Raw genomic sequence first — 23,010 nt, forward strand, 5'->3', positions numbered from 1 at the left:
TCACCCCATGCAAAAGCTTACCATCCGCCGTCCCGATGACTGGCATTTGCATTTGCGTGACGGCGCCATGCTGGAAGGCGTGATCGGCGATACCAGCCGGAATTTTGCCCGCGCCATCATCATGCCCAATCTCGTGCCCCCGGTCGTGACGACCGATGATGCGAAGGCCTATCGCGAACGCATCATGAAAGCTTTGCCCAAGGGCGATCGCTTCGAGCCGCTGATGACGCTCTACCTCACCGAACACACCAGCGCCGACGATGTCCAGGAAGGCAAGAAGAGCGGGTTGATCATGGCCGTAAAGCTCTACCCCGCCGGCGCGACCACCAATTCCCATGGCGGCGTTCGCGACATGAACAAGGCGATGCCCGTTCTGGAGCGTATGGCAAAGATCGGCCTGCCGCTCTGCGTGCATGGCGAGGTGACCACCCCGGAGGTGGATATCTTCGACCGGGAAGCCGTCTTCATCGAGACCGTGCTTGATCCGCTTCGCAAGCGCCTGCCTGAGCTCAAGGTGACGATGGAACATGTGACGACCTCCGACGGCGTCGATTACATCAAGTCGGCAGAACGCAATCTTGCCGGCACGATCACCACCCATCACCTGATCATCAATCGCAATGCGATCCTCGTCGGCGGCATCCGCCCGCATTACTATTGCCTGCCGGTCGCCAAGCGCGAGAGCCATCGCCTGGCGTTAAGGGCTGCGGCAACCAGCGGCGACCGCCGCTTCTTCCTCGGCACGGACAGTGCCCCGCATGTCGATCCGCTGAAGGAATGCGCCTGCGGCTGCGCCGGCATCTATACCTCGGTCAATACGATGAGCTGCCTCGCCCACGTCTTCGAACAGGAAGGCGCTCTCGACAGGCTGGAAGCTTTCACCTCGCTGAATGGGCCCGCCTGGTATGGCCTTGCGCCGAACGAGGAGACGATCACGCTCGTCCGCCGCCCCGAATCCGTTTCCTATCCCGAAAAAATCGAGACAGGTGCAGGCCCTGTGACAGTATTTGATCCAATGTTTGCACTACATTGGGACACCGAAAACTGACGTGGCGAAACACCATTTCATATCATCTGTGCGTATATCTAAAATCATACATATTTCAATGTGTTAACTTAAGCTTCGACTTGCGACATCTTTAGTTGAACAGGTAACTAATTTGATACTTCTTACGCGATAACTTGCATGCAAATATTTGCGTCGCGGGGTAACCGTGGAGAAGGCAGCATGATGCTTGATTATAATTCTCTGCTGATCGCCCTGGGCGTTTCGGCCACCTGTCTGGCGTTTACGCTGATGGGAAGCTGGTTCGCACGGCGTCCGGAGACATTTCTTTTGACCTGTACCGGCGGCCTCTTTCTGGTCGTTGCAGGCATTTTTACCTACAGCTTTTACGTCGCAACGCCTGTCCCCTTTGTCGGCGGCATGACGTTTGTGATGTTCATGATCGGCTTTTCGGTCATCTGGGCTGCTGGATATCAATTCCGCAAGGGACATCTCTCGCGCTGGCGGATACTGCTCGGAAGCTTTACGGGCATGTTTGCCACCTTGCCGGCAATGGCATCGGGCTATGACGGACTTGCCTTCATGGGCGATAACATCGTGATCGCAGCGCTGCTGTTTGCAACTGCGCGCGAATATTGGCTGAGCCGTCATGAAGCCCCTGCGCCTCTTTACGGCATTTCGGCTCTGTATGCTTTGACAGCGATCACGTTCGTTCTGTGTGCTTCGGTTTTGATCTCGGATGGCAAGCTAGTTCTTGGCCATGCGCCGGACAATTGGGCGGAAGATGTGAGCCTCGCCGTCTGCATTGCGGGGATGACCGGCATCGGTGCCCTTTCGCTGGCGTTGCATCAATGGCGTCAGGCTGCGCTCCATCGCGTCGAAGCCAACACTGATCCGCTGACAGGCCTTCTCAATCGCCGCGCCCTGTTTGATCTCTATGGTCAGCGTGCCTTCACCTCGTCCATGGCCGTTGTTGTTTTCGACATCGATCGGTTCAAGGCGGTAAACGATCACTATGGCCACGCTACTGGCGACGCCATCCTGAAGTTTTTTGCAGATGAGCTGTCTCGAAACCTGCGTGCCTCCGATGTCGTGGCTCGTATGGGCGGGGAGGAGTTTGCGCTGGTCCTGGAGGAGATCCTGCCCGGCCGCGCGGAACAGGTGGCCGAGCGCGTGCGTAGCGGCTTTGCGGCCCGCGAAATGGTTGTCGATGGCAAGCTGCTGAAATGCACCGTCAGCGCCGGCATAGCAATTGGCAGCAGCGATCGCCTGGCCTTCGACAATGTGCTCAATTCCGCCGACAAGGCGCTCTATGCGGCCAAGCGCGCTGGCCGCAATCGGGTCGAGCTGGCGGATTTCCTTTACAGCGTGCCCCCGGAACCGTCGCGAATCGTATCCTGATCCGGGTGATGCGACCGCTTTGACGCGGTCGCCGCGTGTGATCCCCCGGCATCATTTGTCAATTCATGTGCGAAAGCTGGGGCAACGTGCCAATGCACGGCGTTTCTGCCGGCATTCTTCGCGGCATAAAGCTTTCGGTCGGCCGCGGTCATCATCATCTTCAGAGACTCGGTTGCCGGATCGCCCCGATAGACGCCGAAGCTCGCAGTAATGGCGCCTGCTGTCAGCGGGCCGACACTCTTGCTGGCGATTTCGCGACGCAGCCGTTCCGCGATGGCGATCGCCATCGCGGCGGGAGTACGCGGCAGGACGATGCAGAATTCCTCGCCGCCGATGCGGGCCGCGATATCATAGGGCCGCAGACTGTGCTGGATGGTCGCGCCCGTCATCATCAGAACCTGGTCGCCGACATCGTGGCCGAACTGGTCATTGATGCGCTTGAAATGATCGAGATCGAGGATGATGACGCTGAATGGTGTCTTCTCGCGCGATGCCCGCTGCAATTCCATGCCCACGATCTCTCGCAGCCAGCGACGGTTGCCGAGCCCGGTCAGGACATCAGTGCTTGCCTGGCGGCGAAGCTGCGAAAGGGTGGCGTCGAGCTCGACGATCAGCGCCGAGACACCATTGACCACCCGGCCGATCTCGTCCTGCCGTGGCGAGGAGGTCATCGGCTTGACCGTGCCATTGCTGCGATAGGCGTCGATCATGGTGACGATGTCCTGCAGCGGCTGGATCAGCCGCCAGACGGAATAGAGGCAGAAAATCGTGCCGACGAGTGTTGCGCTAAGCACGGTCACAAGCACCGGTATCGGATCGCTGGCATAGCCGATCGCAAGATAGCCTGCGAGTACAAGCAAGGGAGCATGTGTCGCCACAAAGCAGATCGAGAAGATCTTCATGGTCAGGGGAGAAAAAGACCTTCCCAATGCAATGGACATTCTTGGATTCATTCCAAATTCTCCTCCGTAAGCCCGTCGTTTCGAACCGAAGGTAGGTTTGAAAATCCAACCTGGATGTTAATCGCGATATTCGAATTTTAGTGAATTGTGGTACGTGGCTGTGGCGCGCACTGCCGAACGACTGGAAACAAAGGAATGTAAGAACATTCTAAATTTACGAATAATTCAGTTGAAAAGATTGGATTTTCTTCGAGCTAAACCGTCTGTTGCAAAAATTTTCTATTCGCCTCATGGAACAATTCACAGCAATGCTTCGATCTCACTATGGGACATGGCGAAATTCTTGCGAGACACTTGCCTCAAGGTCGCAAAAATAGAAGCTGGTGAAATGCCGCTCGCTTCTGGAACTCTTTTCCGCTTGCTGCTATGCCGCAGAAGTGTCCGACAGCTGAAAGAGAGAGCGATGATCCAGACGACATTTCCCGACCGCGCCGTGATGGCCGAACTGGTGGCAAAGATGCTCTGGGAGATCAAGGCGGTCCACTTCAACGCCGAGACCCCCTATAAATATGCCTCAGGCATTGCGAGCCCCGTCTATATCGATTGCCGCAAGCTTCTCTCCTATCCTCGTATCCGCTCGACCGTCATGGATTTTGCGGCAAGCATTCTGATGCGTGACGCCGGCTTCGAGCAGTTCGATTGCATTGCGGGCGGCGAGACTGCGGGCATTCCCTTCGCAGCCCTTCTGGCCGATCGTCTCGGCCTGCCGATGATATATGTCCGCAAGCAGCCGAAGGGCCACGGCCGCAATGCGCAGATCGAAGGCGAGATGCCGGCCGGTGCACGCGTGCTGGTCATCGAAGACCTGACCACGGCGGGCGGCAGCATGTTCAAGTTCATCGATGCCATCCGCGCTGCCGGCGGTGTTGTCGAACATGGCATCGCACTCTTCTACTACGGCATCTTTGCAGAAGCCGAGGAGCGGTTTGCCGCTGGCGAGGTGAAGTTCCACCATATCGCCACATGGCGAGATGTCCTCGCCGTCGCCAAGGCGCAGAAGCTGTTCGACGACAAGACGCTGTCAGAAGTCGAGGCCTTTCTCAATCGCCCGCTGGAATGGTCCAGCGCGCATGGCGGCGTTTCGACGCTTTAAAGCGTCGCGGCGCTTTGCTTTTGCCGCGATTTTATCTAATCGATTTGACGACCGATATTTAACGACAGGTTCTCTGGGAGGCCGGAATGATATTGTGCTGTGGCGAAGCCCTGATCGACATGCTGCCGCGGGATACGACCCTCGGCGAAAAGGGCTTTGCGCCCTATGCCGGCGGCGCGATCTTCAACACGGCCATCGCGCTCGGCCGCCTCGGCGTGCCGACGGCCTTCTTCACCGGCCTTGCCGATGACATGATGGGCGAGATTCTGCTTGAGACGCTGAAGGCAAGCAAGGTGGATTCCTCTCCTTGCGCCATCGTTGCCCGCCCGAGCACGATCGCCTTCGTCAAGCTCGTCAACGGCCAGGCGACCTACGCCTTCTACGACGAGGGAACCGCCGGCCGGATGATCACCGAAGCCGACCTGCCCACTCTCGACGATAGCTGCGAGGCGCTGCATTTCGGCGCCATCAGCCTGATCCCCAGCCCCTGCGGCGAGACCTATGAAGCCCTGATGAAGCGCGAGCACGAGAAGCGCGTCATCTCGCTCGACCCGAACATCCGCCCGGGCTTCATCAGGGATAAGCAGGCGCATATGGCCCGCATCAACCGGATGGCCGCGATGTCAGATATCCTGAAATTCTCCGATGAGGATCTGGATTGGTTCGGCCTGTCAGGCGATCATGATGCGCTGGCCGCCCACTGGCTGAACCACGGCGCCAAGCTTGTCGTCATCACCAAGGGTGCCGAGGGCGCCAACGGCTATACGAAGTCACTCAAGGTCTCGGTGCCGAGCGAACGTGTCACCGTCGTCGATACGGTTGGCGCGGGCGATACGTTCGATGCCGGCATCCTCGCCTCTCTGAAGATGAACAACCTGCTCACCAAAGTCCAGGTTGCTTCGCTGGATGAAAAGGCGCTGCGCGACGCACTCGCCCTCGGCGCCAAGGCGGCCGCGGTCACCGTGTCGCGTGCCGGCGCAAACCCGCCCTGGGCGCACGAAATCGGGCTTTGAGCTTCAGCTGAGCCTGTCGAGGAACCCGAGTATTTCGCGGTTGAAATAGTCGGGTCTCTGCAGCGGTGCGAAATGGCTGACACCCGAAAGCAGGATCAATTCCGCATCCGGGATACTGCTGGCAAGGTAATCGGCATGTTCGGGCTTGATGAATTCGTCCTGCTCGCCGAGCACGACCGCGACCGGTACGCGGATCCGTGCCAGATCCTTCGCGGAATAATTAGGCTCCGTCGCCATCATCTTGCTGACCGCCTGGACGAAGACATCGAACTGGTCGGGCGTGCGCGACAGGGCTGTATAGTCCTTCCGGTGGCGGCTGAAGCAGCGATCGATGACCGGCGTCGCCACGAAGGGCTTGGTGCCGCTCGGATCCATGTTGCAGGCAAAGAAGAAGACGCCTGATGTCCTCTCCGGATGCCGATCGGCAAAGACCAGGGCGGTACAGGCGCCGTCGCTCCAGCCTATAAAGGAAGCCTTGTCGATCTTCAGCCTATCCATGACAGCAAGGACGTCCGAAGCCATCAGCTCGTAGCGATAGGGGCGATCGTCTCGGGTGCTGCGGCCGTGGCCTCGGCTGTCTATAACGACAGCCCGACGGCCCGAAGCGACGATGGCAGGCACCTGGTAGCCCCAGTTTCCGCTGTTGCCGAGACCCCCATGCAGCATGATGACGGCAGGGCCGGCGCCATAGGCGGCAAACCAGATCTCGGCGCCTTCATTGGCAACGACGCCCTCTTCGTCAGGCGCGGGCAGGGCTGCGGCGCCTTCGGCCTCGAATTTCACCAGTTCGTCGTCCGTCATTCCAGCCTCCCAGCTATTCTCCCCAGGGGGAGCTTAGCGGCTCTGAACTGACTTTCGCAACCTGTTCGCCCGGCCAAAATAGAAACGGCCTCGCATCGGTCTTCGAGCGGGGCCGTCGATGTCGGCTGTCATTTCGCGCCAAGGCGGCGGGAGGTTTACCTGGCCAGTTTCGCCAGCGCAGCCACGAGGCCCTGCGTCGAGGAATCGTGACCTTCGGCGCTCTGCTTGCCTTCGACGACGGGCAGCAGGCCCGTTGCCAGTTCCTTGCCGAGCTCTACGCCCCACTGGTCGAAGGAATTGATGCGGAAGAGCACGCCCTCGACGAAGACGCGATGTTCGTAGAGCGCAATCAGGCGGCCGAGTGCAAACGGCGTCAGCTTGTCGTAGACGAAGGTGATCGACGGGCGGTTGCCGGTGAAGACGCGATGCGGCGCGATGAAATCCGCCTTCTTGTCGTCCATGCCCTTGTCGGTCAGCTGCTTCTTGGCTTCCGCGAAAGTGCGACCCTTCATCAGTGCTTCCGACTGGGCGAGCACGTTCGAGACCAGCAGCTGGTGCAGGTGCTTGAGGTCGGGCTCGAAACCGTTGGCGGCGATCATGAATTCGGCCGGGATGATGCTCGTGCCCTGGTGGATCAGCTGGTAGAAGGCATGCTGGCCATTGGTGCCGGGCTCACCCCATACGACCGGGCCGGACTGGCCTTCGACCGGCGTGCCGTCGATCGTGACGCCCTTGCCGTTCGATTCCATGTCGAGCTGCTGCAGATAGGCCGGGAAGCGCGACAGGCGCTGATCATAGGGCAGGACGGCGCGAGTCGGATAGCCGAGGACGTTGCGATGGTAGAAGCCGATGAGGCCGAGCAGCATCGGCAGGTTTTCGCGGATTGGAGCCTTGCGGAAGTGATTGTCGATGGCATGCGCCCCGTCGAGGAACTTGCCGAAGTTTTCCGGGCCGATCGCAATCATGATCGGCAGGCCGATTGCCGACCAGAGCGAGTAGCGGCCGCCGACCCAATCCCAGAAGCCGAAGACGCGATCCTGGTCGATGCCGAAGGCGGCGACCTTGTCGAGCGCCGTCGAGACGGCAGCGAAGTGATGCTGCACGGCCTTCTCGCCGAGCGCCTTGGCGATGAAGGCGCGTGCCGTCTGCGCGTTGGTCATTGTTTCGACTGTCGTGAAGGTCTTGGAGGCGACGATGAAGAGCGTCGTTTCCGGCTGCACCAGCTTCAGGGTGTCGGCGATATGGGCGCTGTCGATATTCGAGATGAAGTGCGAGCGCGGGCCGTCATGGAAGGGCGCCAGCGCCAGCGTCGCCATAACAGGGCCGAGGTCGGAGCCGCCGATGCCGATGTTGACGACGTCGGTGATCGCCTTGCCGGTGGCGCCCTTCAACTGGCCGGAGCGGATGCCGTCGGCAAACTTGCCCATGGCAGCGAGCACCGCGTTGACATCAGGCATCACGTCCTTGCCGTCGACCATGACCGGTGTATTGGAGCGGTTGCGCAACGCGGTATGGAGAACGGCGCGGCCTTCGGTGAAGTTGATTTCTTTGCCGGTGAACATTTCCTCCCGCTTGGCCTCGACGCCGCCTTCCTTGGCGAGCTGCTCGAGCAGATCAAGGATCTCCTTGTTCACGGCCGTCTTGGAGTAGTCCATCAAGAGGTCGTCGAACGATACGGAAAAGTTGGAGAAACGATTGGAATCGGCGGCAAAAGCCGCGCGGATATCGGTTGCCTTGGTGGCGGCTGCGGTGCTCTTCAGTTTTTCGACGATCGCTTGCATGGGAAGCTCCTTGGGGTTCATCGCACGATCCCGAAAGTGTAGATCTTTTCGGCGACGATCATGCGAATTTGAAAGCTCCGGAATGCATGCTCATCCTGAAAAACATGAACGCCGGAGGGTCGCGGAAACTATTCGCTTTGTGATGCGTAAATCAAGTTCGTGCAGACGTGAAATATAAAAAAGCGGACGGGTGGCAAGGGGGAGGCGCTCGATGAGAACGCTCAATTACGTGACAAATGACACTGGACCTTGAATGCGTCCAGCGGCGCCTTTCCTCCAAGGCCGTCCTCGTTCCACGGGTAGGAATCTGGACTTTCTGCCCGACGCTGGAGGCCCCGGAACACGCGTTTGTCGATGACGATTGTATCAGCCCGAGGAGTGCGCTTCGTTTTTGGCTTCTATGCGCCATTCCTTCGCGCCGAAGGTTACATCAAAGCGCGATAGAAACGAGCGGCCCAACAGACCATCGATTCCGTCACCAAGCGGCTTATTGTCGCCTGACAGGACAACCGCCGCAACGTCATCTGCCTCGACATGGCCGACCTGAATTTTGCCTGCGGAGCTTGGTTCTGCTGTCGAGACACCGTTTGCTGTTTGCACTCGAACGGAAAAGCCGCCTGACATCGGTATCTTAGCCGCATCAGCAAAATGTTGCGTCATTGAAACAACGCTGGCTCCGGTGTCGACGATGAAGCGACCGCGAACGCCGTTAACAACGGCTGTCACCACGATCACGTCCCTTCCATATGTGGCGAAATGATCCTTGCCAGAGGCATACGATCCCTCGCAATTGCCTTTGGAGCTATAGTTTTGGATCAGAGCTTGCCAGGTAGGGCTATCGTTTTTGGCTGGGTTGAGCGAGATCCATGTTTGGATTGGCGTCATGGCTTCGCAGAATTGGCCGAGAGCGGCGTAGCTCAAGGACATCTTGCGGAACACTTCGCTATTCAGAGAGCTCAGATCCGCAGTGAGACCCAGAAGCGTCTGGAATGCGTCGATTGCCTCCTTGTCGCGCTTTGCGTCGTGGAAAACTTGCGCACGAAGGTAATAGGGCTGCGCTAGGTCCGGAGCGATCGTAATCAATTCATCGCTGATTTTGATGGCGGCGGGGAGGTCGCTTAGTCCATAAAGCATATCCGCGGCCGAATAGAGTGCCACATCCGAAGGCCTGCATTTTTCGGAGAACGTAGTGAAAACCTTTGCAGCCTCTCTTGAATAACCCGCCTTCTGCAGATCTACGGCGAATGCATAGGTGGCGTCCCAATCGCAAGGTTCTCGAAGCAGCGTAGCGACATGCTCGGATGCTGGACTGCGGTCGACCACAGCCCGGGGCAGTGGCTGAATATCAAAGCGGGTGTAGAAGTCCTTCGGCAGAGCAGCTGGGGCGATCCCCGCCCATTGCCGGACGTTATCCTGGAAACTGTCAATGCAGGTGTAAGCAATTAGGAATCCGGCTATAATCAAGCAGGCGGCCACAATGGCGTACTGCACCCAGCCCCTGGAAGTTCGAATGGGACCAGCGCTACGATCACCCAAGTCTGCTTTGAGCATTTATTACGTCCTGAGGATGGATTGAACTCATCGGCGCCATGATGAGGGCTAGCGACGGCGTGCGGCTCGAAGGCGCATCCATTACCTGATCAGTTCTATCCACGCGCCCGGCCCCACGTTGCGTGAGTCTGAAGCTATTCGAACAATTTAATGCAATCAATAGGCGGTCTTTACGAGTGCCGAATTCGCGGATAGGCAACAAAAAAATAGGCGAGCGAATGTGGTCGCTGCGGGCTCACATTCGCTACCGAATTCCGTGAAGAGAGCGTGCCGGAGAACCTACCCCCGCAGCTCGTTGCGCAAGATCTTGCCGACATTGGTTTTCGGCAGCTCGGTGCGGAATTCGATGAAGCGTGGTCGCTTGTAGTTGCTGAGATTGGTGGCGGGATCGCGCCCACAGTCGTCATTGCGATTGACATAGGTGTCTTTGTTAAGCAAATAACGCAGCTGCATCAACAAAATGCGTGTGGCGTGACCACCGCTTTATCAATGTCTTCCGATTTAGCTGCCTACACGACCAATGATCTGCTTCGCATGATACATGGCGGAGAGGACCTGGGGCCGGACTTCGCTTACAATGCGCTATGGGGCACCGTGTTTGGACGATGGCGCAAGGGGATTGACCTAGACCCGCTCATCGAACTTCTTCAATCCGAAAAATCAAGCGAGCGTCAGCGCGGGGCGTGGTATCTTGACGAAGCTAGCCCGCCCAAGGACCAGATCGCCGACATCGTCATAAAGCTGGCCGATGACCCGATAAGCCACTGCCGATGGCGGTTTGTGGCCTATGTAACGAATTCCGGCCTCTACAGCGACGCGATTGCAGATCGTCTTGCCGCCTCCCTTTTAGACTTAGATCTGTACGTGCGAGCGGAAACGATCTTCTGGGCCGTCTGGGCCGACGACGCGAACTTCGATCACTTTGTGGGAGTGGTCCTCTCCGGCGCCGGCACGAAGCCGTATAGGTTCAGAAACCCTCAAACTACGGCATTTTGGCGGGAGTCGGAGCGCAAGCGTGCCGCACGGGGCATCGAAATTGCCCAGCGCCTTCGTGCAGGAGAATCGATTGCGAGCATTCGCGAGAGCGTGCCAGAGGAAGATAGTTACAGTTTCGATAAATTGGCCTTTCTTGATCACGCAATAAAGCGCGCGCTTGAGCGCAGAGCCCAAAAGGCTAACGCCGCCTCCGGGCCATGAGGCGAGGCAAGTCAGAGTAATCTGTTTGAAAATGACTGCTTTCAGCCGATAGCAGCCGCGACCGGAGAGCGCCATGGGCAGTTATTGCGGCTGCCGCAAAACTCGTTATTTTGCGGCATCGCAAAAGTCGGGAAAACAAGTGTCGATTTAATCGGGAGTTTCGCGACTGGGCCCATGGCTAGGATTGGGTACACTAGGATGGTGAGCCATTGGGTACCTTACCGGAGATGAAGCATGTTCACCCACGTCATGATCGGCAGCAACGACTTGGAGCGGGCCAGAGGCTTCTACGACGCCACGTTTGCTGCATTGGGGGGCAAGCCCGGCGAAATGGATGCGAGAGGCAGGCTGATCTATGCCCACGAGGGCGGTCGGCTGATGATCACGAAACCGATAAACGGCCAGCCGGCGACTGCGGCCAACGGTGGGACGATCGGTATCGCCGCCGCGAGCCACGACCATGTTCTAGCGTGGCACAAGGCCGGTACCACGCATGGTGGCACAGCGATCGAGAGCCCGCCTGCGGAGCGTCCGAACGGTTCCTTCGTCGCCTATCTTCGTGATCCGGACGGAAATAAACTCACCGCACGGTCTCAGCCGACGAAATGAGATAAGCGTCAGCAGCGCCTTCCGGCCGATAGCCGCTTAGACGGCTTCGCGCCAGGAGCGGACTCTTATTCAGAGTGAGTCCAGAGATCATTGTCTGCTTTAATAGCGGCCACAGTCGATCTTGCGCGTGCGTAGGTATCGGGTTGCTGTCCCAAGCCCATTTGGGCCGTCTCGACGCTCACGAGAAGTTCTATAACGTCTTGGTCCGGAGTTCCTCGTCGTAACAGTCCAGCGGCCTGGATCAAGTACGCATCATATTCGTCCGCGAACGCTTGCGCTTCGTCCCACCTCTGTCCAGGACCCAATAAGCCTATTGGGTCCCACAGCGACCAGCCAATGTCGCGCAGTCGCGACAGCTTTAGCTTAGGCGGGGTGGGGAGAGGAGCCATAGAAGTGCTTCCACTTGCTGCGCAGCACACTTACATCTCTGGCCAGCAAGTCCACAATGGCGCGATAGCCGTCGAGACGTGATCGTGCTCTTGCAAGGCACTGCGGCCATGATCGACCCGCGGTCTACCCCCGCAACTCCTTGCGCAAGATCTTGCCGACATTGGTCTTCGGCAGCTCGGTGCGGAATTCGATGAAGCGCGGTCGCTTGTAGTTGGTGAGATTGGTTGCGCAATGGGCCTTCACGTCCTCCTCCGTCAGCGTCGGATCCTTCTTGACGATGAAGATTTTCACTGCTTCGCCGGAATGTTCGTCGGGCACGCCGACGACGGCGGCTTCGAGGATGCCGGGATGCATGGCGGCGACTTCCTCGATCTCGTTCGGATAGACGTTGAAGCCGGAGACGAGGATCATATCCTTCTTGCGGTCGACAATTTTAGTGAAGCCGCGCTCGTCCATGAAGCCCATGTCGCCGGAACGGAAGAAGCCATCCGGCGTCATCACCCGCGCCGTCTCCTCCGGCTGGTTCCAGTAGCCGGCCATGACCTGGGGGCCGCGGATGCAGATCTCGCCGACCTGCCCAAGCGGCAGCGAATTGCCCGCTTCGTCGCGGATATCGAAATCGGTGGAAGGCATGGGCAGGCCGATCGTCCCGGTGAATTCAGGCGTATCGAAGCGATTGGCGCTGGCAACAGGTGATGTCTCGGAGAGGCCGTAGCCCTCGGTGATCCAGGTGCCGGTCATCTTCTGCCAGCGCTCGGCAACGGGCCGCTGTACCGCCATGCCGCCGGCAAGCGTGCTGACATGCGACAGGTCGAGCTTGGCGAAATCGGGATTGTTCATCATCGCATTGAACAGGGTGTTGAGCCCCGGAAAGATGTCGAAGCGATATTTGCCGAGTTCCTTGATGAAGGCCGGAATGTCGCGCGGATTGGCGATCAGCACATTGTGGGCGCCGATCGACAGGCCCATCAGCGAATTCACCGTCAATGCGAAGATATGATAGAGGGGCAGGGCGCAGACGAAGTTCAGCACTTCAGGACGCTTCTTGGTGATGTAGGCCGAGTTGAGCCAGAGCTGCATCTGCACCTGGTTTGTCAGCAGGTTGGCGTGGGTGAGCATCGCTCCCTTCGCTATGCCGGTCGTGCCGCCGGTATATTGCAGGAAGGCAATGTCGCTGCCCTGGATGCTAGCTGGCTTCAAGGTTAAGCGCCGCCCTTGCTCCAGCGCCCGCCGGAAAGACGTATGGCCGGGGATGGACCACGCCGGCACCAGCTTCTTCACCTTCCGCACGACATAATTGACGATCAGCCCCTTGAGGCCGAGCATCTCGCCCATCGATGTGACGACCACATGGCGCACGTCGGTGCGCGCCAGGACCTGTTCGACCGTGTGGGCGAAATTCTCCAGGACGAAGATCGCCTTGGCGCCGGAGTCCCGCAGCTGATATTCCAGCTCGCGCGGCGTATAGAGCGGATTGACGTTGACCACGATAAGGCCCGCGCGAAGGATGGCGTAAGTCGCAATCGGGTTCTGCAGCACGTTCGGCATCATGACGGCGACCCGGTCACCCTTTTCGAGGCCGGTGCTCTGCAGCCATGCGGTGACGTTGCGAGTCAGGGTGTCGAGATCGCCATAGGTGATCGACTTGCCCATGCTCGAAAATGCATTGCGGCCCGCATAGCGCTTGCAGCATTCTTCGAAGAGTTCTGTGATTGAGGCATGATCGAGCGACGGAATTTCAGCTGGGATACTCTCAGGATAAGAGGCGAGCCATATCTTGGCGCCTGCCTGCGCTCCCGACGATCCGCTGGACGAAACCGAAACCGTATTCATGCCGTCTTCCTCCCAGGCGGACCCGACATTTTGCCGGCATCCCGAGCCGCCGAACTGGTAGCTCGATACAGGCCGATTGAAAAGTCCACCGCTTCTCCCGCCGGTCAAGCTTATGTCATTGCTTTGAAAGCACAAGCAACAAAGGGTTAATTTAGGCTCCGGTGTAAGGGGCAATTTCTTCAACGAAATTTGTCGTCTTTGAATGCGGGAACCTTCGCAAGACGGACTCGTTGACCAACTGTGGATGAACCACGAGGAAACAGCAAAAAGGAGGTGCAACATGTTGCACGAGACCACCGACGCTGCCCGCCGCGACCCTAATGTTAAGGATACGCCGTCGCTGATCGCCAGCGATCGTGTAGAAGGCACCCGCGTTTATGGCGCCGACGGCAAGCATATCGGTTCCATCGAACGTTTGATCCTCGAAAAGCGGGGTGGCCGCGTCGCCTACGCCGTTCTGAGTTTCGGCGGCTTCCTCGGCATCGGGCATGACCATTATCCCCTGCCGTGGGAAAAGTTGAGCTACGATCAGCAACTTGACGGCTATCGCATCGACCTCACCAGGGACCAGATCGAAGGCGCTCCGAGCTATGCCGACGATGATGATACCTGGTACGCCGACAATGGCCGCAGGGTCTACGATTACTACGGCATTCCGCCCTACTGGATGTAATCCAGTCTCGTGGCGAGGAGGAGACCCTGTTCGCTTCTGGCGGGCAGGGTTTCATTTTGCGGAGACGGCAGATCGAAAACCGTCACGCCCTCGACAAACTCATCGACGCGCTGAACGACACGGCCCTGCGGATCGACGATGACGGTGCAGCCATAGCTCGCCCAGCCCTCGGAATTCGTCCCGACGACATCGGATGAAACCACCCAGCAGCCCGTCTGCAGCGCGCAATCCCTGAAGCCGGCAAGGCAGGGCTCCCGCCAGCGGGAGATTTTCGTGGGACTGAGCATCATGTTGATGGGGCAGCAGATGAGGCCCGCCCCCTGGTTTGCAACAGTCCGGGCCAGATCAGGCCGCCGGAGATCAGAACAGATATTGATGCCGAAGCGCCAGTCCCCGATATCCCACACCGGAAAGGCGCTCCCTGGCAGGCAGCCGGTTTCGATCGGGTTGGCTTTGGCATAGACGCCCTTGAGGTGTCCGCCTGCAATCACCATTGCACTGTTATAGACACCGTCGGCCCGGCGCTCGAAAAAGCCGACGATCGCCGTGGCCTTCGTCGTCCTTGTCTGGTCGATAACGGCAAGAAGCCGGGGATCGTCAAGCGAGAGGGCACGCCGTTTGGTCAGGCCTGGACTGTACGTATGCCCCTGCAGATAGGCTTCCGGAAAGACGAGGAGGTCGACGCCGTTCGCGTCCGCCCACGCGATATCGCGCAACAGGACATCTGCCGCCACCTCGACAGCATCAAAGATCGCCAGTCGTTGAAAGGCAGCCACACGCATGCGGCGAAGCTATCTGATTCGTTTGCCGTCCGTCATGCAGCCAGAGCCTATTGGAACCGGCCTTGCCGCTGCAGCACTTCTATTCTGTAACCGTCGGGGTCGGTCACGAAGAAGAACAGGGCAAAGAGCCTGTCGTCGCGGTTGAGCTCGATGATATCGCCGGGATTGAGGCCGAGGCTGGTAAACCGCTCGTGCTCTTGCTTCAGCTCATCGACGGAAACGGCGAGATGGCCATACGCTTGCCCCAGCTCGTAGGATTCGATCCGCCCCTGGTTGACGGTCAGCTCCAGTTCGAAGCCGGTTTCCCTGTTGCTGAGATAGAGGAGTGTGAAGGTCTCGAATTCGATGCGGTCAGCGACGTCAAGGCCGAAAGCCTTTTTGTAAAACTCGACCGATCGCGCCTCTTCCAGCACGCGGATCATCGAATGGATCATCTTCGCCATGGCGACCTCCCGTTACCAATTCTCACTGCAAGCGTAGCTTTCGGCTTACAGCCCGGGCCGAAGCATGGAAAGCGCTTTAATGTGACTGCAATCCGATCTTGCGGGTGATGACGCCTTCGACGATGCCCATCGCATCGTAGAGGAGGACCGCGATCAGGCCGACGATCAGGCCGCCTTGAAGGATGAAGGCGGTATTGTCCGAAATCAGTCCTGCGATGATGACTTCTCCAAGCCCTTTTGCGGCAACCGTGGAGCCGATCGTCGCCGTACCGATATTGATGACGGTCGCAATCTTCAGCCCTTCGAGGATCAGCGGCAGCGCCAGCGGCAATTCGACCGAAAACAGCCGCTGCCGGCCATTCATTCCCATGCCGTCGGCCGCGTCGATGATCGAGTCCGGCACCTGCTGCAGCCCGGCGACAGTATTTTCGAAGATCGGCAGCAGCCCATAGAGAAAGAGCGCGATCAGCGTCGGCACCATCCCGAAGCCGGTCGCGGGAACGGCCAGCGCCAGCACGGCGACCGGCGGAAAGGTCTGCCCGGCGTTGGCGATCGCGCGCGACAGCGGCAGGAAGTCGGCACCGCTCTTTCGCGTAACGAAAATGCCGCCGATGACGGCAAGGACAGCGCTGCCGACGATCGAGACCGCGACCAGCTCGATATGCGACAGCGTCAGCAGCGCCAGCGAATTCTGCGTGTAGATCGGCGGCGCATTGAAATTGGTAAGCGGCGCGAGCAGCGGCGTCAGCCATTCCGTGCGGAACAGCAGGATCAAAAGCAGCGCCAATGCCGCAAGCCGGAAGATGTTGGCGAAGAGCAGCTTCATGCCTTGCGACCCAGCTGCAGCAGGTGCTGGAGCGAAATCGAGCCGATGGGCACCTTGTTGGCGTCCTGCACCGCGGCCTCGCCGACGCCCTGCCAGATCATCTCGGCCAGCGCGTCACGCAGATTCAGCGTTTCGGGGAGCGCATGGTTAAGCCCGGGCTGCACCGGTTCCATGGCGCCTTTCAGCGACGTCAGCGACATCAGTTTCAGTGCCCGGCCGGAGGTGCCGGTGAGTTGCTGCACGAAGGGATCGGCAGGTTCGGTCAGGATCTTCTCGGGCGTCGAGCATTGCAACAGCTTGCCCTCGCTCATGACGGCGATCTGGTGGCCGAGATGGAAGGCTTCGTCCATGTCATGCGTGACGAGGATGATCGTGGTGCCGAACTGTTTCTGGATCGCCAGAAGGTCGTCCTGCGCCTTGCCGCGGATGACCGGGTCGAGCGCGCCGAAGGGCTCGTCCATCAGCAGGACTTCCGGTTCGGCGGCGAGAGCCCGGGCAACGCCCACGCGCTGTTGCTGTCCGCCCGACAGTTCATGCGGATATTTTCCGGCGAAGGTCCCGGGATCGAGATGGAAAAGGTTCAGCAGCTCGTCGACGCGACGACCCGTTTTGTCTTTGTCCCAGCCGAGCAGTTGCGGCACGGTCGCGATATTCTGCGCGACGGTCCGGTGCGGGAAGAGGCCGTGGCCCTGGATCGCATAGCCGATACGGCGGCGCAATTCCGTCGCCGGAACGCTCATGATGTCGCGGCCGCCGACCGAAATGTGCCCCGCCGATACTGGCACCAGCCGGTTGATCATCCGCATCAGCGTCGACTTGCCCGAACCGGATGTGCCGACGATGACTGTTATCGTACCCTTCTCGACGCTCATGGTCACATTGTCGACCACGGTGAGGGGCTCATAGCGCTTGGTGACGCCCTTCAACTCGATCATGTTTTCGGTTTTGTCGGTCATGGGTGCTGCCCCCGGATGCTGTCGATAACCGCATCGAGGATGACGGCCGATGAGAAGGCGAGAAAGACGGTCGGCACGGCGCCGAGGAGCACGAGGTCCATGGCCGTCTGGCCGAGTCCCTGGAAGATGAAGAGGCCAAAGCCGCCGCCGCCGATCAGCGCTGCGACAGTGACCAGCCCGATTGCCTGCACCAGCACGATGCGGATGCCCGTCAGGATGACGGGGAAGGCGAGCGGCAGGTCTATGCGCATGAGGATCTGCGTCCGCGTCAACCCCATGCCGGCAGCGGCATCGCGCACGGAGGGATCGACGCCCTCGAGCCCGACGACCGTGTTGGCGACGATCGGCAGGAGGGAATAGAGGATGAGCGCGATCAGCGCCGGTGCCGTGCCGATGCCATGAATGCCGAGGTCGGCTGCCAGCGGCACATGCGTCGAGATATAACCGAGCGGCAGCATCAGGATGCCGAAGAGCGCGAGGCTCGGAATGGTCTGCACCAGGCTCAGCGCCTGCAGCACGATGGCGCGCAGCTTCGGAACCCAGAAGCAGAAGATGCCGAGTGGCAGCGCCAGCACGATGGCGATCGCGACTGATCCGAAGGCAAGGAAGAGATGGTTCAGCGCCTCGCCCCAGAATTGGTCGGAACGCGTGGCGAATTCCTTCATGATCGACAGGTTGTTGAGCAGCCCCGAACGGAGGAAGAGCCAAAGCAGCGCCGAGTAGACGAAGAGCGAAGCGACGCGCATCCACGGTGTCAGCTTGATCTTGACCAGCGCATCGGAGATGAGAAGCCCGACGACGGCAAGCAGCACCCAGAAGGAGCCGCCCGGCGTGATGCGCGCCGATGTGCTTGTCGGCGGTGCGGCGGCCGAAGAGACGAGCCCGATCGTCAGGATCAGCAGCGCGATGCAAAGCGTGGAGACGATCAGGCGAGCCGGTGCGCTGCGCAGGAAGAGGGCCGAGAGGGCAGTCAGGATCAAGAGAATGCCGAGCGCGGCCACAGGGAGAAGAATGGCGAGCGTGCCAGCGAACGGCTGGAACGGGAGCTGTGACAACAGCAGGGGCTTGCCGGCGGCGATGCGGTTGGCTTTGACGATGATGAACGGCATCAGCGCCGTCGCCAAAGCACCTGCGGCCACGAGGACCACTCCGAGGCGGTCCAGAATGCGGACCGCTTGCGCATCTTCCATCAGGCACTCCTTGGGGTCGGTAAAATCCGAACGGCCCCGCTGTATCAAGGCGGGGCCGTAACGGCAATCGGCGGATGATTACTTCAGGAAACCCTTTTCCTTCAGGAAGGATTCTGCAACCGACTTGGCCGGCTGGCCGTCGACCTGGATCTGGCCGTTGAGCTTGCGCAGTTCGTCGGCGGTCAGGCTCTGGAAGATCGGAGCAAGAATTTCCTCGATCTTCGGATTGGCCTTCAGCACGGCCTCACGGATGATCGGGGTCGGCGCATAGACCGGCTGCACGCTCTTGTCGTCTTCCATGACCGTCAGCTCGGCGGCTTCGATTGCGCCGTCGGTGCCGTAGACCATGGCGGTGTTGACGCCGTTGGTCTGGTCGGCCGCAGCCTTGATCGTCGCAGCCGTGTCGCCACCGGAAAGAACGACTTCCTGGTCCGGCTTGATCTGGAAGCTGTAGGTCGTCTGGAAGGCCGGCAGTGCCGCAGCCGAATTGACGAATTCAGAGGAAGCCGCAAGCTTGACCTTGCCGCCGCCGGATATCCATTTGCCGAAGTCGGACATGGTCTTCAGATTGTTCGGGCCTGCAACATCGTTTCGCACGGCGATCGCCCAGGTGTTGTTGGCCGGGGAGGGCGTCAGCCAGACGATCTTGTTGGCGTCGTAGTCGAGCTGCTTGGCAAGCTTGTAGCCGGCGTCGATGTTCTTCCAGGCCGCATCATCGGACTTGTTGAAGAAGAAACCGGCATTGCCGGTATATTCGGCATAGATGTCGATTTCGCCTGCCGTGATCGCCTTGCGCAGCACCGGTGTCGTGCCGAGCGCGATGCGGTCCTGCGTCTTGATGCCGTTGGCGTTGAGCGCCAGCAGAATGACGTTGCCAAGCAGCGTGCCTTCCGTGTCGATCTTCGAGGAGACGACGACATCGGCTGCCGATGCGGTGCTTGCGACGAAGGCCGCGAGAGAGGCGGCAATTGCGAGTTTCTTCAACATGTTAATTCCCTTCATACCCCGTTGAACTGATCGTTTGCACACGTCCGTTCGGCGGGCGCCGGTCCCCGGACACATGTTTGCCCATGCCGTGGGAAAAGCTCCCCGCATGTCTGTTTCGAAGAAGTAGCGCCCATCGAAAAAAAATCGACGTTACGCCGCCCCGTCTGTCGCAGTTGCGGCGCGATTATGGCGACGGTCCTGACGATAAGCGCGAAACGACTTTTCTTTTTTGAAGGCCGGTAAGATTTGTTTTTGTTCCCATTGTGCTTTTGGCGCTCTTCCAATCCTCTTTTACGCATTCCGAAGAATGGCGGGATCGGTGACGAGCTGACCGGAATGATAGCCGCGTAACTTTTTCTACGGGATATCTTTTCTGCGGAACACGCCATATCGTCCGTCCGATGACGCAGGCGGATGCTGCCTGCGACGAAGGAAGGATTGAGGCGCGTGCACCTGGGGGCGCTCTATATTGCCGATACGGTCTTCTCTCTCGGCTCGGTGCGGGAAACTGCCCGGCGCCTGTCCCTGTCCGCTTCCACCGTCTCCGGCATTCTGCGCAGACTGGAGGCGGAGCTTGCGATAAAGCTGGTCGAGCGCGCGTCCGGCGAACTGGTGACCCTGCTTGCGAGCTCCCGGATACAGAAGGGGTTGCAGCCCATCCTCATCCAGATGCGCGCGCTGGCAGAGCTGACCGCCGATCCGCCGTCGCCGGATGACTTTTCCGCCTGGGCCTCGCGCCTGCCGCTCAAGATCGCCACGATCGAACGCTTCCTCGAAGTCGCCGACCAGGGCAGCATCAATCGGGCGGCCCGCCGTCTCCGGCTTGGCCAGCCGCAACTGTCCCTGCAGATCGCCAATCTGGAGGAACTGATGGGGTGCCGGCTGTTCGAGCGTCAGGCGCAAGGCTCGGTGCTGACGGAGAAAGGGCGAAACACCTATGCCGTGCTGTCGGCGATCGGCAATGCGTGGAGCGAAATGAAGGCTGCGGCCGACGATCGGTTCCAGCGCACGACCCGCGCCGTGCGCATCGGCTCGATCATCCCGACGGGGTCGGAAAGCTGGGTGGCCCGCTGCCTCGGTTCTCTCGTGTCGCGCTGGAACACCAGCGGCAACAGGAGCGCGCTGTCATTGGTGCTGATGACAGCGGATGACCTGAGAGAGGCGCTGAGATCGGGCCGGATCGACGTTGCGATCGTCGACTCCGTCTTTGGCCTCGACAGTTTCGAGCATGTGGAGCTTCTGGCGACGGAGATGGTGGCGATCGCTCCGATCGAAAGCACGGAGAAGGATCTCGCCGCGCTGATCGAAAACCGTCCGCTCTGCCTGCCGAGCCCCCGCACCGGCATCGGCCATGCGGCCACAGGCCTGAGCGACGGGCGGGGCAGGCCGCGCCGTCACCGCGGACGGGATATCACCTCGGTGGATTCGCTTCCCGTTATCGTCGATCTCGTAGCCAATCACGGCTACGTCTCCTTCCTCGGCCATGTCAGCGCCAGGCCGATCGCGGACAAGGTGCGCATCCTCGAGCTGGAGCAGCCGCTGCCGCTATCCTATCATCTGGCCCACAATGGCCGGAAAGCCTCGATCGATGCGTGCCGGCTGATCCGGGAGGCGGTCGCGGAAATCGTCGGCGACCAGCAATAGCCCTGTTCACAGGCCTTTGATGAAACGAAACCGGTAGCGAAGCGTTGAACCAGTCCCAACAGATGGAGACCGTCATGGTACAGCGTTTTTCGAACCTTGATGCCGATGAAGCAGCCGGCAGGGCGAACAGCGCCGGTTTGATGGCGGCAGCTGTCGACAGCGCGCTGAGTGACGCCTATGACATCAATGCATCTAACATTAGAGTCTCCATGCTCGGCTCCTACGCCATTCTGGAAGGCACCGTCCATAACCGCGGTGACATTGCGCGGGCCATTGAAATTGCTGAGGAAGTGGCGGGCGTTGGCAAGGTCAGAAGCCGTCTGGTAGCGCGCTGAAGCGTCACCCGAAACTTACGCGACGGAACAAACGGCCGTCTTCTGCATTCTCCTTATGTCGTTGGTAATATCATATTGCGATCCGGCCCCACTGCCGGGCGTTTAAGGAGAAGAGAATGAAGATGCTTGTAACGGCGCTTTTTGCGCTGAGTGCATTTGCCGCCACTGCGACATTTGCCGAAGCCCGTGACTATCACCATCACTGGCACCACCATGAATACCACCATCATTGGCACAACTGGCACCACTATCATCACAACAATCATCATCAGCATTTTTCCCACAACTGAGGTTCAGCTGATCGCTGCTTGAAAGAAGTCCGAAACGGAATTGAACGGCGCCACTCAGGCGCCGTTTTCATTTGCGCGTGAGCTAGGAGACTGCTCGTCGCATCTTTGTTATCAAAGCGACACATGCCATTGGCAGTGTGGACTTTCAAGCAGAAGGACGCGCACTATGATCGAGAATTCCGAAGAGCAGCTGAACCGTATCAAAGAAGAGATCGCCGACAGTTTTGACGAAGAGCTGGAAATGCAGCTTGAAGAGGACAGGCTCGATGAGCTGGTCGCCGAGGGCCTGAGCAGCGCTACGGAAGCCAATATCGATCGCAAGCTCTATTTCCGCGAACTCTTTCGCCTCCAGCACGAACTCGTCCGCCTCCAGGATTGGGTACAGTACAAGAAGCTGAAGGTGGTCGTGCTGTTCGAAGGCCGCGACTCCGCCGGCAAAGGCGGCGCCATCAAGCGCGTCACGCAGCGCCTCAATCCGCGCGTCTGCCGTGTTGTCGCATTGCCCGCCCCGACGGAGCGCGAGCGGCACCAATGGTATTTCCAGCGCTATGTCCCGCACCTGCCGACCGCCGGCGAAATGGTCCTCTTCGACCGCAGCTGGTATAACCGCGCTGGCGTCGAGCGCGTCATGGGTTTCTGCACGCCAGACGAACTGGAAGAGTTCTTCCGCACCGTGCCGGAATTCGAGCGTATGCTGGTCCGCTCCGGCATCATCCTCCTGAAATACTGGTTCTCGATCACCGACGAGGAACAGGAATTCCGCTTCAACATGCGTATCCAGGATCCGTTGAAGCAGTGGAAGCTCTCGCCGATGGACCTGCAGAGCCGCGTCCACTGGGAAGAATACACCAAGGCCAAGGAAGAGATGCTCGACCGCACCCACACGAAGGAATCGCCGTGGTGGGTCGTTCAAGCAGTCGACAAGAAGAAGGCCCGACTGAACTGCATCGCCCATCTCCTGAAGCAGATTCCTTACGAAAACGTGCCGAAGGACGAAATCATCCTGCCGGAACGCGTCCGCAACGCCGATTATCACCGCGCGCCGGTTCCGCCGGAAATGTACGTTCCGGAAATCTACTGATATCGCAGCGCGGTTGCGGCTCAACCAGAAAGCGGCCGTTCCGTCAGGGGCGGCCGCTATATAATTCCCGGATCTTCGAATTCAGCCGGTCGATACCGCTCGCCGGATATCCTGCCCGAAGCACTGCCTGGCAAAGCCGCCGCCAGATGCCTCGGTCGCAGCTTGC

22 protein-coding genes are annotated in these 23,010 nt (G+C 59.4%); 11 read left to right on the top strand and 11 right to left on the bottom strand.

Going from position 1 to position 23,010, the window contains the following annotated elements; all coding sequences use genetic code 11:
* Positions 1 to 7: 7 nt before the first annotated feature.
* The gene (gene pyrC / locus EV561_RS10035) at positions 8 to 1,048 is read left to right on the top strand and encodes a dihydroorotase (RefSeq protein WP_132520871.1); all 1,041 of its coding nucleotides are present in this window, start codon (positions 8 to 10) and stop codon (positions 1,046 to 1,048) included.
* A 180-nt stretch (positions 1,049 to 1,228) separates the two neighbouring features.
* A complete protein-coding gene (locus EV561_RS10040; protein WP_132520873.1) occupies positions 1,229 to 2,407 on the top strand; it encodes a GGDEF domain-containing protein in 1,179 nt (392 codons plus the stop codon).
* Here EV561_RS10040 and EV561_RS10045 read toward each other — a convergent pair.
* Complete coding sequence (locus EV561_RS10045; protein WP_132520875.1) at positions 2,368 to 3,360, bottom strand: GGDEF domain-containing protein; 993 nt, start codon at positions 3,358 to 3,360, stop codon at positions 2,368 to 2,370. The two genes, EV561_RS10040 and EV561_RS10045, sit on opposite strands and share 40 nt — an antisense overlap.
* 412 nt (positions 3,361 to 3,772) lie before the next feature.
* On the opposite strand from EV561_RS10045, the gene EV561_RS10050 reads away from it, so the two are divergent.
* Both EV561_RS10050 and EV561_RS10055 read left to right on the top strand, forming a co-directional pair.
* A complete protein-coding gene (locus EV561_RS10050; RefSeq protein ID WP_132520877.1) occupies positions 3,773 to 4,462 on the top strand; it encodes an orotate phosphoribosyltransferase in 690 nt (229 codons plus the stop codon).
* A gap of 86 nt (positions 4,463 to 4,548) precedes the next feature.
* Positions 4,549 to 5,475 carry a carbohydrate kinase gene (locus tag EV561_RS10055; protein WP_132520879.1) on the top strand — a complete coding sequence of 309 codons (927 nt, stop codon included), beginning with the start codon at positions 4,549 to 4,551 and terminating at the stop codon, positions 5,473 to 5,475.
* 3 nt (positions 5,476 to 5,478) lie between these two features.
* Here the strand turns inward: EV561_RS10055 and EV561_RS10060 are convergent, their stop codons facing one another.
* The 3 genes from EV561_RS10060 to EV561_RS10070 form a co-directional block, all read right to left on the bottom strand.
* Positions 5,479 to 6,276 (bottom strand): alpha/beta hydrolase, encoded by a 798-nt coding sequence (locus EV561_RS10060; RefSeq protein WP_132520881.1) that lies wholly within the window; start codon positions 6,274 to 6,276, stop codon positions 5,479 to 5,481.
* 155 nt (positions 6,277 to 6,431) lie between these two features.
* On the bottom strand, positions 6,432 to 8,057 hold the full coding sequence (gene pgi, locus EV561_RS10065; RefSeq protein WP_132520883.1) for a glucose-6-phosphate isomerase: 1,626 nt from the start codon (positions 8,055 to 8,057) through the stop codon (positions 6,432 to 6,434).
* Between the two features lie 366 nt (positions 8,058 to 8,423).
* Positions 8,424 to 9,608, bottom strand: a complete 1,185-nt coding sequence (locus EV561_RS10070) for an aspartyl protease family protein (protein ID WP_132520885.1) — start codon at positions 9,606 to 9,608, stop codon at positions 8,424 to 8,426.
* A gap of 267 nt (positions 9,609 to 9,875) precedes the next feature.
* Between EV561_RS10070 and EV561_RS10075 the strand changes: the two genes are divergently transcribed.
* Together EV561_RS10075 and EV561_RS10080 are read left to right on the top strand one after the other, a co-directional pair.
* A complete protein-coding gene (locus tag EV561_RS10075) occupies positions 9,876 to 10,805 on the top strand; it encodes a hypothetical protein (protein ID WP_165927773.1) in 930 nt (309 codons plus the stop codon).
* 234 nt (positions 10,806 to 11,039) lie between these two features.
* Complete coding sequence (locus EV561_RS10080) at positions 11,040 to 11,414, top strand: VOC family protein (RefSeq protein ID WP_132520889.1); 375 nt, start codon at positions 11,040 to 11,042, stop codon at positions 11,412 to 11,414.
* Positions 11,415 to 11,927: 513 nt separating this feature from the next.
* On the opposite strand, the gene EV561_RS10090 is transcribed toward EV561_RS10080, so the two are convergent.
* Entirely contained in the window at positions 11,928 to 13,637 is a 1,710-nt protein-coding gene (locus EV561_RS10090; RefSeq protein ID WP_132520893.1) for a long-chain fatty acid--CoA ligase, read from the bottom strand.
* A gap of 280 nt (positions 13,638 to 13,917) precedes the next feature.
* Here EV561_RS10090 and EV561_RS10095 point away from each other — a divergent pair, with 280 nt between their 5' ends.
* Positions 13,918 to 14,310: a PRC-barrel domain-containing protein gene (locus EV561_RS10095; protein ID WP_132520895.1), complete on the top strand. Its 393-nt coding sequence runs from the start codon at positions 13,918 to 13,920 to the stop codon at positions 14,308 to 14,310.
* Here the strand turns inward: EV561_RS10095 and EV561_RS10100 are convergent.
* From EV561_RS10100 to EV561_RS10125, 6 genes are all read right to left on the bottom strand, one after another.
* A complete protein-coding gene (locus tag EV561_RS10100) occupies positions 14,298 to 15,092 on the bottom strand; it encodes a carbon-nitrogen hydrolase family protein (protein WP_132520897.1) in 795 nt (264 codons plus the stop codon). The two genes, EV561_RS10095 and EV561_RS10100, sit on opposite strands and share 13 nt — an antisense overlap.
* 47 nt (positions 15,093 to 15,139) lie before the next feature.
* Positions 15,140 to 15,535, bottom strand: a complete 396-nt coding sequence (locus EV561_RS10105) for a VOC family protein (protein WP_132520899.1) — start codon at positions 15,533 to 15,535, stop codon at positions 15,140 to 15,142.
* A 76-nt stretch (positions 15,536 to 15,611) separates the two neighbouring features.
* Positions 15,612 to 16,361: an ABC transporter permease gene (locus EV561_RS10110; protein ID WP_132520901.1), complete on the bottom strand. Its 750-nt coding sequence runs from the start codon at positions 16,359 to 16,361 to the stop codon at positions 15,612 to 15,614.
* Positions 16,358 to 17,317 carry an ABC transporter ATP-binding protein gene (locus EV561_RS10115; RefSeq protein ID WP_132520903.1) on the bottom strand — a complete coding sequence of 320 codons (960 nt, stop codon included), beginning with the start codon at positions 17,315 to 17,317 and terminating at the stop codon, positions 16,358 to 16,360. The genes EV561_RS10110 and EV561_RS10115 overlap by 4 nt, the downstream gene beginning before the upstream one ends.
* Positions 17,314 to 18,507, bottom strand: coding sequence for an ABC transporter permease (locus tag EV561_RS10120; protein WP_132520905.1), 1,194 nt, complete (start codon positions 18,505 to 18,507; stop codon positions 17,314 to 17,316). The genes EV561_RS10115 and EV561_RS10120 overlap by 4 nt, the downstream gene beginning before the upstream one ends.
* Positions 18,508 to 18,585: 78 nt before the next feature.
* A complete protein-coding gene (locus tag EV561_RS10125; protein ID WP_132520907.1) occupies positions 18,586 to 19,494 on the bottom strand; it encodes an ABC transporter substrate-binding protein in 909 nt (302 codons plus the stop codon).
* A gap of 447 nt (positions 19,495 to 19,941) precedes the next feature.
* On the opposite strand from EV561_RS10125, the gene EV561_RS10130 reads away from it, so the two are divergent.
* The 4 genes from EV561_RS10130 (at position 19,942) to ppk2 (ending at position 22,844) form a co-directional block, all read left to right on the top strand.
* Positions 19,942 to 21,138 (top strand): LysR family transcriptional regulator, encoded by a 1,197-nt coding sequence (locus EV561_RS10130; protein WP_132520909.1) that lies wholly within the window; start codon positions 19,942 to 19,944, stop codon positions 21,136 to 21,138.
* 74 nt (positions 21,139 to 21,212) lie between these two features.
* The gene (locus EV561_RS10135; protein WP_132520911.1) at positions 21,213 to 21,473 is read left to right on the top strand and encodes a BON domain-containing protein; all 261 of its coding nucleotides are present in this window, start codon (positions 21,213 to 21,215) and stop codon (positions 21,471 to 21,473) included.
* Positions 21,474 to 21,589: 116 nt separating this feature from the next.
* A complete protein-coding gene (locus EV561_RS37135; protein WP_165927786.1) occupies positions 21,590 to 21,763 on the top strand; it encodes a hypothetical protein in 174 nt (57 codons plus the stop codon).
* Between the two features lie 166 nt (positions 21,764 to 21,929).
* Positions 21,930 to 22,844 (top strand): polyphosphate kinase 2, encoded by a 915-nt coding sequence (gene ppk2, locus EV561_RS10140; RefSeq protein ID WP_132520913.1) that lies wholly within the window; start codon positions 21,930 to 21,932, stop codon positions 22,842 to 22,844.
* Positions 22,845 to 23,010 lie beyond the last annotated feature (166 nt).

Source organism: Rhizobium sp. BK376, assembly GCF_004341625.1.
In the GTDB taxonomy this organism is placed as follows: domain Bacteria; phylum Pseudomonadota; class Alphaproteobacteria; order Rhizobiales; family Rhizobiaceae; genus Rhizobium.